Source organism: Pseudomonas sp. OVF7, from assembly GCF_030644265.1.
Classification (GTDB): Bacteria; Pseudomonadota; Gammaproteobacteria; order Pseudomonadales; family Pseudomonadaceae; genus Aquipseudomonas; species Aquipseudomonas gorinensis.
Window position 1 is genome coordinate 4,726,864 of the sequence record NZ_CP128996.1, and the last position, 13,932, is coordinate 4,740,795.

The 13,932-nt window shown below is 63.7% G+C and carries 12 protein-coding genes; 8 read left to right on the forward strand and 4 right to left on the reverse strand.

Going from position 1 to position 13,932, the window contains the following annotated elements; translation table 11 throughout:
- The first annotated feature begins 3 nt into the window (after positions 1-3).
- From QU606_RS21455 to QU606_RS21490, 8 genes are all read left to right on the forward strand, one after another.
- Positions 4-936, forward strand: coding sequence for a DUF58 domain-containing protein (locus QU606_RS21455; RefSeq protein WP_024075909.1), 933 nt, complete (start codon positions 4-6; stop codon positions 934-936).
- Positions 933-1,427: a DUF4381 domain-containing protein gene (locus QU606_RS21460; RefSeq protein ID WP_024075910.1), complete on the forward strand. Its 495-nt coding sequence runs from the start codon at positions 933-935 to the stop codon at positions 1,425-1,427. Before QU606_RS21455 ends, QU606_RS21460 begins: the two co-directional genes overlap by 4 nt.
- Complete coding sequence (locus QU606_RS21465; protein WP_069076314.1) at positions 1,420-2,508, forward strand: VWA domain-containing protein; 1,089 nt, start codon at positions 1,420-1,422, stop codon at positions 2,506-2,508. Before QU606_RS21460 ends, QU606_RS21465 begins: the two co-directional genes overlap by 8 nt.
- Complete coding sequence (locus tag QU606_RS21470; RefSeq protein ID WP_024075912.1) at positions 2,505-4,244, forward strand: tetratricopeptide repeat protein; 1,740 nt, start codon at positions 2,505-2,507, stop codon at positions 4,242-4,244. The genes QU606_RS21465 and QU606_RS21470 overlap by 4 nt, the downstream gene beginning before the upstream one ends.
- Positions 4,241-5,881, forward strand: a complete 1,641-nt coding sequence (locus QU606_RS21475) for a BatD family protein (protein ID WP_024075913.1) — start codon at positions 4,241-4,243, stop codon at positions 5,879-5,881. The genes QU606_RS21470 and QU606_RS21475 overlap by 4 nt, the downstream gene beginning before the upstream one ends.
- 371 nt (positions 5,882-6,252) lie before the next feature.
- Positions 6,253-7,494, forward strand: a complete 1,242-nt coding sequence (locus tag QU606_RS21480) for an exonuclease SbcCD subunit D C-terminal domain-containing protein (RefSeq protein ID WP_024075914.1) — start codon at positions 6,253-6,255, stop codon at positions 7,492-7,494.
- The gene (locus QU606_RS21485) at positions 7,491-11,132 is read left to right on the forward strand and encodes an AAA family ATPase (RefSeq protein WP_304997489.1); all 3,642 of its coding nucleotides are present in this window, start codon (positions 7,491-7,493) and stop codon (positions 11,130-11,132) included. The genes QU606_RS21480 and QU606_RS21485 overlap by 4 nt, the downstream gene beginning before the upstream one ends.
- Positions 11,129-11,722: a glutathione S-transferase gene (locus tag QU606_RS21490; RefSeq protein ID WP_304997490.1), complete on the forward strand. Its 594-nt coding sequence runs from the start codon at positions 11,129-11,131 to the stop codon at positions 11,720-11,722. Before QU606_RS21485 ends, QU606_RS21490 begins: the two co-directional genes overlap by 4 nt.
- Here QU606_RS21490 and QU606_RS21495 read toward each other — a convergent pair.
- The 4 genes from QU606_RS21495 to QU606_RS21510 all read right to left on the reverse strand — a co-directional run bounded on the left by QU606_RS21495 (position 11,719) and on the right by QU606_RS21510 (position 13,806).
- A complete protein-coding gene (locus tag QU606_RS21495; protein ID WP_024075917.1) occupies positions 11,719-11,844 on the reverse strand; it encodes a hypothetical protein in 126 nt (41 codons plus the stop codon). The two genes, QU606_RS21490 and QU606_RS21495, sit on opposite strands and share 4 nt — an antisense overlap.
- A gap of 173 nt (positions 11,845-12,017) precedes the next feature.
- Positions 12,018-12,197, reverse strand: coding sequence for a hypothetical protein (locus tag QU606_RS21500; protein ID WP_024075918.1), 180 nt, complete (start codon positions 12,195-12,197; stop codon positions 12,018-12,020).
- 156 nt (positions 12,198-12,353) lie between these two features.
- Positions 12,354-13,529 (reverse strand): lactonase family protein, encoded by a 1,176-nt coding sequence (locus QU606_RS21505; protein ID WP_069076318.1) that lies wholly within the window; start codon positions 13,527-13,529, stop codon positions 12,354-12,356.
- Positions 13,516-13,806 (reverse strand): DUF5629 family protein, encoded by a 291-nt coding sequence (locus tag QU606_RS21510; RefSeq protein WP_168233609.1) that lies wholly within the window; start codon positions 13,804-13,806, stop codon positions 13,516-13,518. Before QU606_RS21510 ends, QU606_RS21505 begins: the two co-directional genes overlap by 14 nt.
- Positions 13,807-13,932 lie beyond the last annotated feature (126 nt).

Genomic DNA, 13,932 nt, shown 5'->3' on the forward strand with positions numbered 1-13,932 from the left:
TCGATGAACGCCAGCGATGGAATCCGCGTCACCCTCAGCGAATTGATTGAGATGCGCCACCGCGTGCGCGAAGTGCAGCTGTTTTCCACGCCAAGCCAGCGCAGCCCGCTGATCGGCCTGCACCACTCCAAGCTGCGCGGGCGCGGCGTCGACTTCGACCAGGTGCGCGTCTACCAGGCCGGGGACGACGTGCGCACCATCGACTGGCGTGTGACCGCGCGCACCCAGGAACCGCATACCAAGCTGTTCCACGAAGAACGCGAACGCCCGATCTTTATCATGGTGGAGCAAAGCTGCCGGCTGTTTTTCGGTTCGGGGCAGATGTTCAAGTCGGTGCTGGCGGCCCAGGCCGCCAGCCTGATCGGCTGGGCAGCACTGGGGCATAACGACCGCGTCGGCGGGCTGGTGTTCGGTGACAACGAGCACTACGAAATCAAACCCCGGCGCAGCAAGCAAAGCCTGCTGCAATTGCTCAACCGCCTGGTGCGGGTCAACCAGAGCCTCAACACCGAGAGCCGCCCCGAAGCCGACGCCCTGGGCATGGCCCTGCGCCGTGGGCGTGAAGTCCTGCGCCCGGGCAGCCTGGTGATCGTGATCTGTGATGAACGCGCCCTCACCGAAGGTGCAGAACAACAACTGAGCCTGCTGTCACGCCATTGCGACTTGCTGCTGATGCCGATCTCCGACCCGCTGGACCATGCCCTGCCCGCCGCCGGGCTGCTGCGTTTCGCGCAAAGAGGCGCACAGTTGGAACTGGACACATTGAATTTCGACTTGCGCCAAGCCTACAAGGCCCAGGCCGAAGCGCGCATCGCCCGCTGGGAATTGCTCGCGCAGAAACTGCGAATACTGTTGATGCCGTTGAGCACCCAGAGTGAAATGGTCGAGCAACTGCGCGAATACCTCAACCCGCAACGCCCGGTTAAAAAGCAATGAGCAGCCTCGACCAACTGCAACCTTTGATCGCCCCGCCGAGCATTGGCTTCTGGCCACCCGCGCCCGGCTGGTGGCTGTTGCTGCTGATCATCCCGCTGCTGGGCTGGGGCCTGTGGTCGTTGCGCCGCTTTGTGCCCGCGCGGCGCCCCTTGGCTCGCGCCGAACAACCGCTCGACCCGCTGCGCATCGCGGCCCTGGCGGAACTCGCACTGATGCCCAAACCCTATGACGGCGCCCCCGCCGGCGCCTGGCTGCAGCAGCTCAATGGCCTGCTCAAGCGCTTGTGCCGCAACGACTATCCCTACAGCCAGAGCCACACCCTCAACGGCCGCAAATGGCTGGCGTTCCTCGATAACCGCTGCCCCGCCGCCGGCCTCACGCGCTGGATGGTGCTGGTGGAAGGCGCCTATAAACCCGAATGCAAACTCGATGACAAAGCCATCGCGGGCCTGACCCAAGCCGTCGACACCTGGATTCGCAAACATGTTTGAGTTCGCCTGGCCGTGGATCTTCGCCCTGTTGCCATTGCCCTGGGTGATGCGGCTTATATTGCCGGCGGCCGACAGCGGCGAGCCGGCGTTGAAAGTCAGCTACCTCAGCGACCTCGAAGGCCTCGCCCGCCGCCGCGCGCGGGTCAACCTGCCCGGCTGGCGCCAGCAGGCCCCGTTCGTGCTGCTGTGGCTGCTGCTGCTGACGGCCGCCGCCCGGCCCGAGTGGCTCGGCGAACCGCTGCCGATTGCCGCCAGTGGCCGCGATCTACTGGTGGCGGTGGACGTGTCCGGTTCCATGGACTTTCCCGACATGCACTGGCAGGACGAGGACGTCAGCCGCCTGAGCCTGGTCCAGCACCTGCTCGGCGACTTCCTTGAGGCGCGCGAAGGTGACCGCGTGGGCCTGATCCTGTTCGGCAGCCAAGCCTACCTGCAAGCGCCGCTGACCTTCGACCGCCGCACCGTACGCACCTGGCTGGATGAAGCGCGCATCGGCATCGCCGGCAAGAACACCGCCATCGGCGACGCCATCGGCCTGGCCCTGAAACGCCTGCGCCAGCGTCCGGCGCAAAGCCGCGTGCTGATCCTGGTCACCGACGGCGCCAACAATGCCGGGCAGATCGACCCGCTGACCGCCGCGCGCCTGGCGGCTGAGGAAGGCGTGAAGATCTACCCCATCGGCATCGGTGCCGACCCCGAACAAACCGGCTCCCTGGGGATCCTGGGCGTCAACCCGAGCCTGGACCTCGACGAACCGGCGCTCAAGGCAATCGCCGAGGCCACCGGCGGGCGCTACTTCCGCGCGCGCGACGGCGAGGAACTGCAAGCGATCAAGGACACCCTCGATCAACTCGAACCGGTCGAGCAACAACCCACCCAGGCCCGCCCCGCCCAGGCGCTCTACAGCGCCCCCCTGGCATTGGCGCTGATCCTCAGCCTGTTGCTGGTGATCCAGGAACGCTGGCCCAACAACGCCTTGCAACGTTTGTTCAACAAACTCTCCACCAAGGGCCATTTCCTGCAACAACACCCTGAATGGCGCCAGCGCCTGAACCGCCTGCGTTTGCGGAGGCGTCGATGATCGACTTGTGGCCGCACTGGTTCCGTCCCTGGTGGCTGTTGCTGCTGCCGCTGCTCGGCTGGTTGCTGTGGCAACTGTGGCATCGGCAAAAACGCGCCGGGCGCTGGCAGATGATCCTGCCACCGGCCTTCCACGCCGTGCTGCTCAGCGGCGGCAACGGGCGCGAAAGCAAATCGCCCTGGGTGATCCTCGGCATCGCCTGGCTGCTCGCGCTTCTCGCCTTGCTCGGCCCGAGCTGGCAACGGGTGGAACAAACCAGCCAGAAACCGTCCGACCCGCTGGTGGTGCTGCTGGAACTGACCCCGGAGATGCTCGCCACCGACAGCCCGCCCAGCCGCCTGGAACAGGCTCGGCGCAAACTGTATGACTTGTTGCAGGCGCGCAGCGACGCGCAAACCGCCATCGTCGTGTATGCCGGCAGTGCGCACATACTGGTACCGCTGTCGGACGACCTGGCCACCAGCCGCAACCTGCTCGAAGCCCTGCGCCCCTCGCTGATGCCCGAGCCCGGCCACCGCGCCGACCTGGCCGTGGACAAAGCCCTGGGCCTGCTCAAGCAAGGCGGTCTCGGCCAGGGGCGCCTGTTGCTGATTGGCTCCTCGCTGTCCAAACAGGAACGCCAGGGCATTCGCTTGCTGCTGCAAGGCAGCCAGGCGCCCAGCCTGTCGATCCTCGGCGTTGGCAGCCGCGAAGGCACGCCGGTGACCCAGGAAAGCGGCGAGTTCCTCAAGGACGAACAGGGCGCGATCCTGGTGCCGCGCCTCGACAGCCCGACGCTCAAGGCGTTCGCCAGCGAGATGGGCGGCCGTTACCGCGCCGCGCGCCTGGACGACAAGGACCTGCGCCAACTTGGCGTACTCGACACGCCCCAAGCCCTGCGCAACGATGGCCAACTGCTGCACCTCGACACCTGGGCCGACCAGGGCTACTGGCTGCTCCTGCCGCTGTTGCTGCTGGCCGCCTGCGCCGGGCGCCGGGGCTGGCTGTTCTGCCTGCCGTTGCTGCTGTTGGGCGCGCCGCAGCCCAGCTATGCGTTCGAATTCCAGGACCTCTGGCTGCGCCCTGACCAGCAAGGCCAGTACCTGCTGAAGAAAAAGCACCCCGCCGAAGCCGCCGAGCGTTTCGAAGACCCACAATGGCAAGGCGTGGCGCTGTACGAGGCCGGTAACTACGCCGAGGCCATCAAGCGTTTCGCCGAGGGCAGCGACGCCTATTCCCACTACAATCGCGGTAATGCCCTGGCCAAGTCCGGCGAACTGGAAGCGGCTATCGACGCCTATGAACAGGCGCTGGAAGCCCAGCCCGACCTGCAACCGGCCCTGAAGAACAAAGCCCTGGTGGAGAGCCTGATCCAGCAACAGGCCCAGCCCGAGCCGACTCAGCCGGCAAAAAACGAGGATGACGAAACCACCCAACCCGGCCAAACTGCGCAACCGGGCGCCACTGGGCAAAGTGCCACAGGAGGCGAGGAGTCATCCCCAGCCCAGGGTGAAACCGGCACCCATGATACCCAGGCCGGCGCCACGCCGCAGGCCGGTGGCAATGACGTGCCGGGCAGCGAGCTGGGGGATGAGCAGACCACCACCCCGCCCTTGCGCCCCACGGACACCAGCCTTGACGGTGAACGCCGCCAGGCCCTGGAACAATGGCTGCAGGAGATCCCGGACAACCCCGGCGAACTGCTGCGGCGCAAATTCTGGTACGAACAGCAACAGCATCAGGACAAGACTCGATGAGCCGCCGCACCACCCTTCTGCTTCTGCTCGCGTTATCGGCAGGCCACGCCCAGGCGGCGAGCCTGGTCGCCAGCGTCGACCGCAGCCGCCTCAACTCCGGGGAAACGGTAGAACTGACGGTGGAATCCAGCGACGTCACCCAGTTCGGCAAGCCGGACCTGTCCCCCCTGGATGCGCAGTTCGAAGTCAGCGGCACCCGGCAGATCAACCAGCTCACCACCTTGGGTGGCGACAATCACGCCACCACGCGCTGGATCATTACCCTGCTGCCCAAGGAAAACGGCAACGTGGTGATTCCACCGTTGCAAGTGGGTGAATACAAGACCCAGCCCATTACCCTGCAAGTCGTGGAAACCAGCAGCCAGGACACCAATGCTGAACTCGCGCCGGTCTTTGTCGAAGCCAACCTCGACCAGTCCACCGTGTACGTCCAGGCCCAGGCCCTGTTAACACTGCGCGTCTACCACTCGGTGTCGCTGTACGACGACAGCAGCCTCACGCCGTTGCAGATCCCCGATGCGCGCATCGAGCAACTGGGCGAATCACGCACCTACGAAAAGGTCATCAACAGCATTCGCCACGGTGTGATCGAAACCCGCTATGCCATCTACCCGCAGCATAGCGGCAACCTGGCGATACCCACGCAGACCTTCAGCGCCACGTTGGTGGAATCGCGTCCGCAGCAAGAGAACAGCTTGCAAGGCACCAAGCCCGGCAAGCTGATTCACGTCAGCTCCGCGCCGCTGCAACTGACGGTCAAGCCGAAGCCGGAACTCTACCCGGCCGACGCCCCCTGGTTACCGGCACGCAGCCTGACCTTGAGCGAAAACTGGAACCCCGAGCCGACCCACGTGCAGGTCGGCGACTCCCTGACCCGCAGCCTCACGCTCAAGGCCGAAGGCTTGTCCAGCGCGCAACTGCCGGCCCTGCCCAGCACCGACATCAACGGCCTGCGCCGCTACCCGGACCAACCGGTGCTCGCCAACCAGAACAACGACCGCGGCCTGATCGGCAGCCGCGAAGACCGCGAAGCGCTGGTGCCCACCCACGTCGGCGCCCTTGAGCTGCCACCGGTGGAAGTGGTGTGGTGGAACACCCACGAAGATCACCTGGAACGCACCAGCCTGCCGGCCCGCACCCTGCAAGTCGCGAACAACCCGAGCCTGGTGGTGGACACCCCCGCCACCCCCACCATCATCACCGCCCCCGACGATAGCCGCCTGTGGCTGTGGCAACTGAGCACCTTGATCCTGGCTTGCACCACCCTGCTCGGCTTCGGCCTGTGGTGGCGGGCACGCTGGCAGCCGGCCGTATTGCGCGCCGCCCAGACCGGCCCGAGCCCGCGCACCCTGCTCGACGACCTCAAGCGCGCCGCCCAGGCCAACGACCCCCAGGCCACCCGCCAGGCGCTGGATGCGTGGGCGCGGCAACAGCCGGAAACCCTGGCCGACATGGCGGCGCGGTTCGTGCCGCTGTCGGATGCGCTGGATGGGTTGAACGGCGCGCTCTACAGCGAGAGCGGCCACTATTGGGTCGGCGAAGACCTGTGGCGTGCGGTGAAAGCCATCCCGATGGCCGAGCGTGAGCAGGACCCCGCGACGGATACCACCAGCTTGCCGCCGCTATATCCCAAATAAGCCCCGCTGCATCCCTGACACTCCACAAATCAAAATATGGGAGGGGCCGTGCGACGATTCGACTTGCCCCTGATTGCGATGGGTTGGCTCGACGCTGAACGCCCGGCAGACAGGGCTGCTGTGGCGAGCAGGCTTGCCCTGCGTTGGGCTGCGAAGCGGCCCCAAAACCAGCCACTGAGGCGCGCCTGACACAGCGCAGGTGTCTTTGTCAGGGGCCGCTTCGCGGCCCAACGCAGGGCAAACCTGCTCGCCACGGCTGCCCGCTTGTCACAACTGCCTGATTGCCAAAGGGGGGTTATGCGTCGTCTGAAGCAGCGTGTTCGCAATACAGGTAAACTCCCCTCCTTTTCATCTTCTCCGCGGAGTTCGCCTTGCGTCTGTTCCACACCTCCGACTGGCACCTTGGGCAAAACCTGCACGGCCAGGAACGCGACTTCGAACATGCCTGTTTCCTTGAGTGGCTGCTGCGCCAGCTCCATGCCCACCAACCTGATGCGCTGTTGATCGCCGGCGACATCTTCGACACGGTCAACCCGCCGCTCAAGGCCCAGGAGCGTCTGTACGACTTCATCATCAGCGCCCACGAACAAAACCCCGACCTCACCATAGTAATGATCGCCGGCAACCACGACTCCGGCTCGCGGATCGAACTGCCCGCCCCGTTGATGCGGCGCTTGCACACCCATGCCCTGGGCCGCGTGCTATGGCTGGACGACGGCCAACTGGACGCCGAACGCCTGCTGATTCCCCTGCCGAATGCCAAGGGCAAGGTTGCCGCGTGGTGCCTGGCGCTGCCGTTCCTGCGCCCGGCGGAGGTCACCGGGGCGCACCTGGGCGACGACTACCTGCACGGCATCGGCCAGGTCCATGAATGGCTGATCGCCGCCGCCAACGCCAAACGCAAAAAAGGCCAGGCGCTGATTGCCATCAGCCACGCGCACATGGCCGGCGGCTCGGTGTCGGAAGACTCCGAGCGCAGCCTGATCATCGGCAATGCCGAGGCGCTGCCGGCCAAACTGTTCGATAAAAGTGTCGGCTATGTCGCCCTCGGCCATTTGCACAAGCCGCAAAAGGTGAATGGCGAAGAGCGCATTCGCTACAGCGGCTCGCCGATTCCACTGTCGTTTTCCGAAATTGGCTACAAGCACCAGATTCTCGACGTGACGTTCCAGGGCGAACGACTGGTCAGCGTCGAGCCGCTCCTGATCCCGCGTTCGGTCAACCTGCAACGCCTGGAAGCGGCGCCCCTGGCCGACATCCTCAAGCAACTGGCCGAGCTGCCCGACATTGACCTGTTGGCCGAAACCCAGCGCCATCCCTGGCTGGAGGTGCGGGTACGCCTGGACGAGCCGCAACCCGACCTGCGCCAGCAAATCGAAACCGCCCTGCAAGGCAAGGCCGTGCGCCTGGTGCGCATCGCTGCCGAATACGCCGGCAAACGCGGCAGCGACGACACGGACGATCAACACCTGATCGAACTCGACCAGCTCACTCCCCAGGAGCTGTTCAGTCGCGCCTGGCAGGACAGCTACGGCAGTGAAGTGGATGAACAGACCTTGAAGGATTTCGCCGTGCTGCTCCAGGAAGTACAACAGGAGGGCGAACAGCCATGAAGATCCTCGCCATCCGCCTGAAAAACCTCGCCTCCCTGGCCGGCCCGTTCGAGATCGACTTTACCGCCGAGCCCCTGGCCAGCGCCGGGCTGTTCGCCATCACCGGGCCAACCGGCGCCGGTAAAAGTACCCTGCTCGATGCCCTGTGCCTGGCGCTGTTCGGCGCGGTGCCGCGCTTGGGCAACTTGGGTAAGGAAGGTAAGATTCCTGAGATCGATGCCGAGCTGGGTACTGACGATGCACGAACCCTTTTACGTCGCGGCACAGGTAGCGGTTACGCCGAAGTGGATTTTGTCGGTGCCGACGGACATCGATACCGTGCGCGCTGGGAGGCGAACCGAGCTCGGGATAAAGCTAATGGAAGGTTGCAGGCCGTGCGCCATAGCCTGTATGACCTGGATATCAACCAGTTACTGGCTAGCCAGAAAAAAGAAGCTGAACAACTAATCCAGGCAAAGCTCGGCTTGAACTTTGCCCAATTCACCCGTGCAGTCATGCTCGCCCAAAGCGAGTTCAGTGCGTTTCTCAAAGCTGACGATAAGTCCCGTAGCGAGTTGCTCGAAAAGCTCACCAACACAGCCATTTACAGTCATCTGGGCCGAAGAGCCTTCAGCAAAAGCAAGGAAGCGGAAAAAGTCCACGATGACCTGAAAACCCAATCCAGCGGAGTAACGCCCCTGGCCCCTGAAGCACGCGCCGAACTGGACCAGCAATTCGACGCGGCCCAGCAGCAGCTCAAGACCCAGCAGGCGCAGCTCAAACAGCTGGAATTGCAGCACACCTGGCTCAAGGAACTGCGCGAATGGCAGGAGCGCCAGCACAGTGCCACCGAGCAGCTCCAGCGTGCGCAAGCGGAGTGGGACAACCAGGCCACGCAGCGCCAGGACCTGAGCCGCCTCGATCAACTGGCACCGCAACGCCATCAGTTTGCGCGCAGGGCAGAACTCCTCACCTTGCTGGCGCCGCTGGCCGCGCAGATTCAGGCGCACATCGAGCAACAGGCCGAGTTGCATACCCGCCAGGCCCAGGCCCAACAACAGCAGGCATCGGCCCAGGCGGCACTGGCCGAAGCCCTCAAGGCCCAGGGCGACGCCGTGCCGTTGCTGCGCCAGGCCTTTGAAGCACAAAGCACCCTCGCCCACTTGACCAGAGACCTGGCCAAGCGCACCGAGGACAAACAGCAACACGAAACCGCCTGCGCCGAAGGCCAGGCGCTGCTCAAGGGCTTGCAGGACAAGCACGCCCACGTTGCCGAGCGCTTGCAACGCCTGGCCGCCGAACTTGAACGCAGCAGCGCCCTCGCCCCGCTCAGCGAGGCCTGGGGCGCCTACCGCGACCGCCTGCAACAGCTGATGCTGATCGGTAATCGCCTGAAGAAAGGCCAGTCCGAACTGCCGCAACTGGAACAGCGCGCCACGACCGCCGCGGAAAAGTTCGCCCAACAACGTGACGCGCTCGACCTGCTGTACCAAGAAGCCGGTGCCGAGCCGCACGCCGTGGCCGAGCAGATCCAATTGCTGGCCAGCCTGCTGCAAGACAATCGCAAGCAGCAACGCGCCTTCGAAGACCTGACTCGCCTGTGGGACAGCCAACAACAGCTGGACCAGCAAGCCGCAGCCCTGAGGCAAAAACTCGCAGACGCCCAGCAGCAGCGCGAACAACTGAACCAGACCGGCCTGCAAACCAAGGCCGAACTGGCCGTCGCCGAACAAACCCTGACGGTGACCAAGCAACTGCTGGAACGCCAGCGCCTGGCGCGCAGTGCCAGCGTCGAGGAATTGCGCGAGCAATTGCAGGACGGCCAGCCCTGCCCGGTGTGCGGCAGCCATGAGCATCCGTATCATCAGCCCGAGGCCCTGCTGCAAAGCCTGGGTCGCCATGATGAAAACGAAGAGGCCACGGCGCAGAAAGCCGTCGACACCCTCAAGGAAAAACTCACCGAGCTACGTGGCGAAGTGGGCGGCCTGATCGCCCAGCAAAAAGAATTCCTGCAACAACAGGAACACCTGGCTACCCAACAGCACGCGCTCCAGCCCAGCCTGGACGCGCACCCACTGGCGGCCTCGCTGTTCAATCAGGACGAAGCCAAACGCAGCCATTGGTTGGCCCAGCAACTCAGCCAACTGACCCAAAGCATCACCCAGGACGAACAACGCCAGGGCGCCCTGCTCAACCTGCAGCAAAACGCCGGGCGCTTGCAGCAACAACTGCAAGCCGCCCAGGACGCGAGCCAGCAGGCGCGCCAATTGCTGGTCGACCAGCAGCGCGAGCTGTCCAACGACCGCGAGCGCCTCGACGAAGAACTCAACGCCTTCGCCAGCCTGCTGCCCGCCGACACCCTGGAAGGCTTGCGCAGCGACCCGGCCGCGACCTTCATGCAATTGGACCAGCAGGTCAGCCAGCGCCTTGAGCAGCTTGGTCATCAGCATGACGAACTGGCCGAGCAGCAGGAACGCCAGCAGGCCATCGAGAAAGAACACACGCACCAGCAGCATCGCCAACAGCAGCTCGACGTCTTGCATCAGCAGGTCACCGAGTTGAGCGAGCAACAGCAGGCCGCCCAGGCCACGCTCACCGCGCTGCTGGGCGAGCACACCAGCGCCGAACACTGGCAGCAGCAGTTGGAACAGGTGGTGGTGCAGTCACGCCAGAGCGAGGCCGACGCCAACCAGCAGTTGCAGGACATCCGCAACCAACTGATCCAACTGGCCGCCGACCTCAAGGCCCAGCAGGAGCGCCAGCAATCCTTCGAAGCCGAACAGCACACCCTCGACGCCCGCACCAACGAATGGCGCGCCCTGCACCCCGAACTGGATGACCACGGCCTGGCCCGCCTGCTGGCGTTCGACGACAAGCAGGTCAGCGAACTGCGCCAGCAGGTGCAACACAGCGAAAAAGCCGTCGAACAAGCCAAGGTTTTGCTGCAAGAGCGCGAGCAACGCCTGGCCGAACACCTGGCCTTGCACAACGGCAACCTGGAAGCCGAAGCGCTCGACAGCGCCCTGGCCGCCCTCAACCAGCAATTGGCCGAGGGCGAAAAACAGTGCGCCGAGTTGCGTGCGCGCCAAGCCGACGACCAACGTCGCCAGGACGCCAACCACGCCCTGGCCGAGCAAATCGCCAGAGCCTATGACGAGTGGCAACGCTGGGCGCGCCTGAATGCGCTGATCGGCTCGGCCACCGGTGACACGTTCCGCAAGATCGCCCAGGCCTATAACCTGGACTTGCTCGTGCACCATGCCAACGTGCAATTGCGCCAGCTGGTACGCCGCTACCGCCTCAAGCGCGGTGGCAGCATGCTCGGGCTACTGGTGATGGACACCGAAATGGGCGACGAACTGCGCTCGGTGCATTCGCTGTCCGGCGGCGAGACATTCCTGGTGTCGCTGGCACTGGCATTGGGCCTGGCGTCGATGGCGTCGAGTACGTTGAAGATCGAATCGCTGTTTATCGACGAAGGCTTCGGCAGCCTCGACCCTGAGTCGCTGCAACTGGCGATGGACGCCCTGGACGGCTTGCAGGCCCAGGGCCGCAAGGTGGCGGTGATCTCCCACGTGCAGGAAATGCACGAACGCATCCCGGTGCAGATCCAGGTCAAGCGCCAGGGCAACGGCCTGAGCACCCTGGAGGTCAAGTGAGCGAAGCGCTGCTGTATTCATTCCGGCGCTGCCCGTATGCGATGCGCGCGCGCCTGGCCTTGGGTTATTCCGGCGTGCCCGTACGCATCATCGAAGTCAGCCTGAAAGCCAAGCCCGCTGAAATGCTGGCACTGTCCCCAAAAGGCACGGTGCCAGTGTTGAGTGTGGACGCTCAGGTGATCGATGAAAGCCTGGCGATCATGCAATGGGCGTTGGCGCAGCACGACCCGGAGGACTGGTTGCTGCAGGGTGATCCGGCGGTGCTGGCACTGATTGCCGAGAACGATCAGGTATTCAAGCATCACTTGAATCGATACAAGTACGCCGAGCGCTACCCGGAGCAACCGATGGAAGCGCATCGGGCCGAGGGCGAAGTGTTCTTGCAGAAACTGGAGGGGTTGCTGGCGCATCGCGCCTATTTGCTCGCAGACCATCCGAGCCTGGCGGACATGGCCTTGCTGCCGTTTGTACGGCAATTTGCGCATGTCGATCGAGAATGGTTTGCCCGCACCCCCTACAGCGGGTTGCAGCGCTGGTTGGACACGCTCCTGCAATCGCCGCTGTTTATCGGGGTGATGGCGAAGGCTTAGCCTTCCACCAAGTTCAATAATCGCTCACGGGCGATCTCCGGCTCGTTGTCCACCAGCTGCACGGAGGACAGGATCGGGGCGGAATAGAGGAACAGGATTACTGCTGCCAGTCGGAGTGCCATGCTGTCGATTCCAGGAAGAAAGGAGTCAATATTTCAGCGTCAAATTTAAACACATGTCATTGTGCCATTACCTCTATTTTTTTCCTCCCGACGCACAAACGCCAAACCACTCGAACGCAAGTGGCTACGTTCCAGTGGTTTGGCGTCTGCTTGTGTGCAGGGTCAATCAGCGCTCACTGCTGGGTTTTGTGATCCAGGGCGGCATAGAAGTTGGCGCTTTGTTGCAGGTATTTCTGGGTGTAGGCGCTGGTGCTGGATTTTTTGCCGGTCAGTTCCACACTGGCGGCCGCTGGCAGGGCCACGGTGGCGGAAACGGCGGAAGCGGCGATGATCGAGAAGAGATTGAAGTTCATGTCGGTAACCCTTGTGTTCGTTTGGTTGAGTGGCCGGGGAAGGCCTTGGAACCAAACTTACGCCCGAGGGCTAAGCCTTAGAAATGCTTTGAAACAGTAGCCGCTATTAATCGAATTAATACAAAGGGTCAGGCCCCGCGGTGCGGGGCCTGTGGCTTATTGACGCACCAGGAACTTGAGGTCGCTGGGGGCATCGATCGGCAATTTCTGCACGGTTTTACCCAGCAGGCCGGTCTTGGGGTCGCGTTCAACCACCACGATTTCATTGCTTTTCTGGTTGGCGATCAGCAGGAACCTGCCGCTCGGGTCCAGGCTGAACTCACGCGGGTGGTCGCCTTCCACGGAGCGGCGCTGCAATTCCTTGAGGTGCGCGGTGGTCGGGTCGATGCTGAACACCAGCACCTGATTGGCCGTCCCCCGGTTGCTCACGTACAGGAACTTGCCGTCGCTGGACGCGTGCAGCGCGGCACCCGCTTTGTCCGACACCGGTTGCCCGGCGGCGAAATCCACCAGTTGGGTCTGGGTGAGCTTACCGTCGTTGTAATCGAATACCGCGACCTGGGCGCTCATCTCGGTGGTCAGCCAGGCGTGCTTGCCGTCCGCGCTGAACAGCAAGTGTCGCGGGCCGCTGCCGGGTGGCAGTGGCACCGACGCAGGGGTCGCCGGGGTCAATGGCAGTTCGTGGTTGGCCCTGGGGTCATAGTGGTAGGCAAACACCTTGTCGGCGCCCAGGTCCTGGACAAACACATATTTGCCATCCGGCGATGACACCACCGAATGCACATGGTTGGAGGCCTGGCGCTCGGGGTTCACACGGCTGGCCGGGTGCCCGCTCAGTTGCACCGGTGCCGACAGCTTGCCGCCCGCGTCGACCGGCAGGATCGCCAGGCTGCCGCCCGGATCTTCGAGGACCGAATAGTTGGCGACGAACAGGTAGCGGCCATCCACGGCGACGCTGGAATGCGTTGGTTCGTTGCCCAGGCTCTGCACCTGGTTGATCAGGGTCAGTTGATGGCTCTGCGGGTCGATGCTGTAGCTGCTGACGCGGCCAACCGGGTCTTTCTGGCCAGGACCGTTCTCGTTGACCACAAACAGGTGCTTCTGGTCTTTGGAGAGCGTCAGCCACGACGGGTTGGCGGCCTTCGCGGCCAGCACCGGCTTGCCATTGAACTGGCCAGTACGGCTATCGAATTGCAGGCGGTAGATCCCTTCGCTGCTGCCCGCCGTGTAGCTGCCCACCAGCAGTTCATAGGTGTCGGCGGGCGCGGCCTGCACCGACATCGCACCGACACTGCCCGCCATCAGCAGGGGCCAGAATTTACGCATCATCATCCGCTTCATCCTCATCGTTATTGTTGCCGGTGACCGCGCTCATGCAGACCAGGCGGTACTCGCCGGAGTCACCGATCAGGGTCCAGCTTTGCAAGGTCTCATCGAAGGTGGCGGTCTCCACCTGTTGCCGGCTGAAGCTCCAGCGTTTTTCCGCACGCCCGTCCATGGCGATGATCTGCAATGTCTCATCATTGAGCGTGAAGTCGAAGGCGTGCAGCCCGTCGATTTCAAGCATGTCGCTGGTGGCTAGGACGTCGGGCAGTTTTTCGGCAGTCATGGCAGGTCAATCATCTACGGGAAAACGCCAATGATAGCCCAGGGGCCCCAGGACGGTGCCGGTTTCGCTACCGGGTGCGTTACAAATACGTCGAAACAGACGCCTCTGCCCCGCACCGCTCAAGGC

Excerpts from the sequence above, each read along its gene's own strand:
- QU606_RS21485 (WP_304997489.1), top strand. The coding sequence starts at position 7,491 with ATGAAGATCCTCGCCATCCGCCTGAAAAACCTCGCCTCCCTGGCCGGC.
- QU606_RS21495 (WP_024075917.1), bottom strand. The coding sequence starts at position 11,844 with ATGGCACTCCGACTGGCAGCAGTAATCCTGTTCCTCTATTCCGCCCCG.
- QU606_RS21460 (WP_024075910.1), top strand. The coding sequence starts at position 933 with ATGAGCAGCCTCGACCAACTGCAACCTTTGATCGCCCCGCCGAGCATT.
- QU606_RS21475 (WP_024075913.1), top strand. The coding sequence starts at position 4,241 with ATGAGCCGCCGCACCACCCTTCTGCTTCTGCTCGCGTTATCGGCAGGC.
- QU606_RS21465 (WP_069076314.1), top strand. The coding sequence starts at position 1,420 with ATGTTTGAGTTCGCCTGGCCGTGGATCTTCGCCCTGTTGCCATTGCCC.
- QU606_RS21510 (WP_168233609.1), bottom strand. The coding sequence starts at position 13,806 with ATGACTGCCGAAAAACTGCCCGACGTCCTAGCCACCAGCGACATGCTT.
- QU606_RS21455 (WP_024075909.1), top strand. The coding sequence starts at position 4 with ATGAACGCCAGCGATGGAATCCGCGTCACCCTCAGCGAATTGATTGAG.
- QU606_RS21505 (WP_069076318.1), bottom strand. The coding sequence starts at position 13,529 with ATGATGATGCGTAAATTCTGGCCCCTGCTGATGGCGGGCAGTGTCGGT.
- QU606_RS21500 (WP_024075918.1), bottom strand. The coding sequence starts at position 12,197 with ATGAACTTCAATCTCTTCTCGATCATCGCCGCTTCCGCCGTTTCCGCC.
- QU606_RS21470 (WP_024075912.1), top strand. The coding sequence starts at position 2,505 with ATGATCGACTTGTGGCCGCACTGGTTCCGTCCCTGGTGGCTGTTGCTG.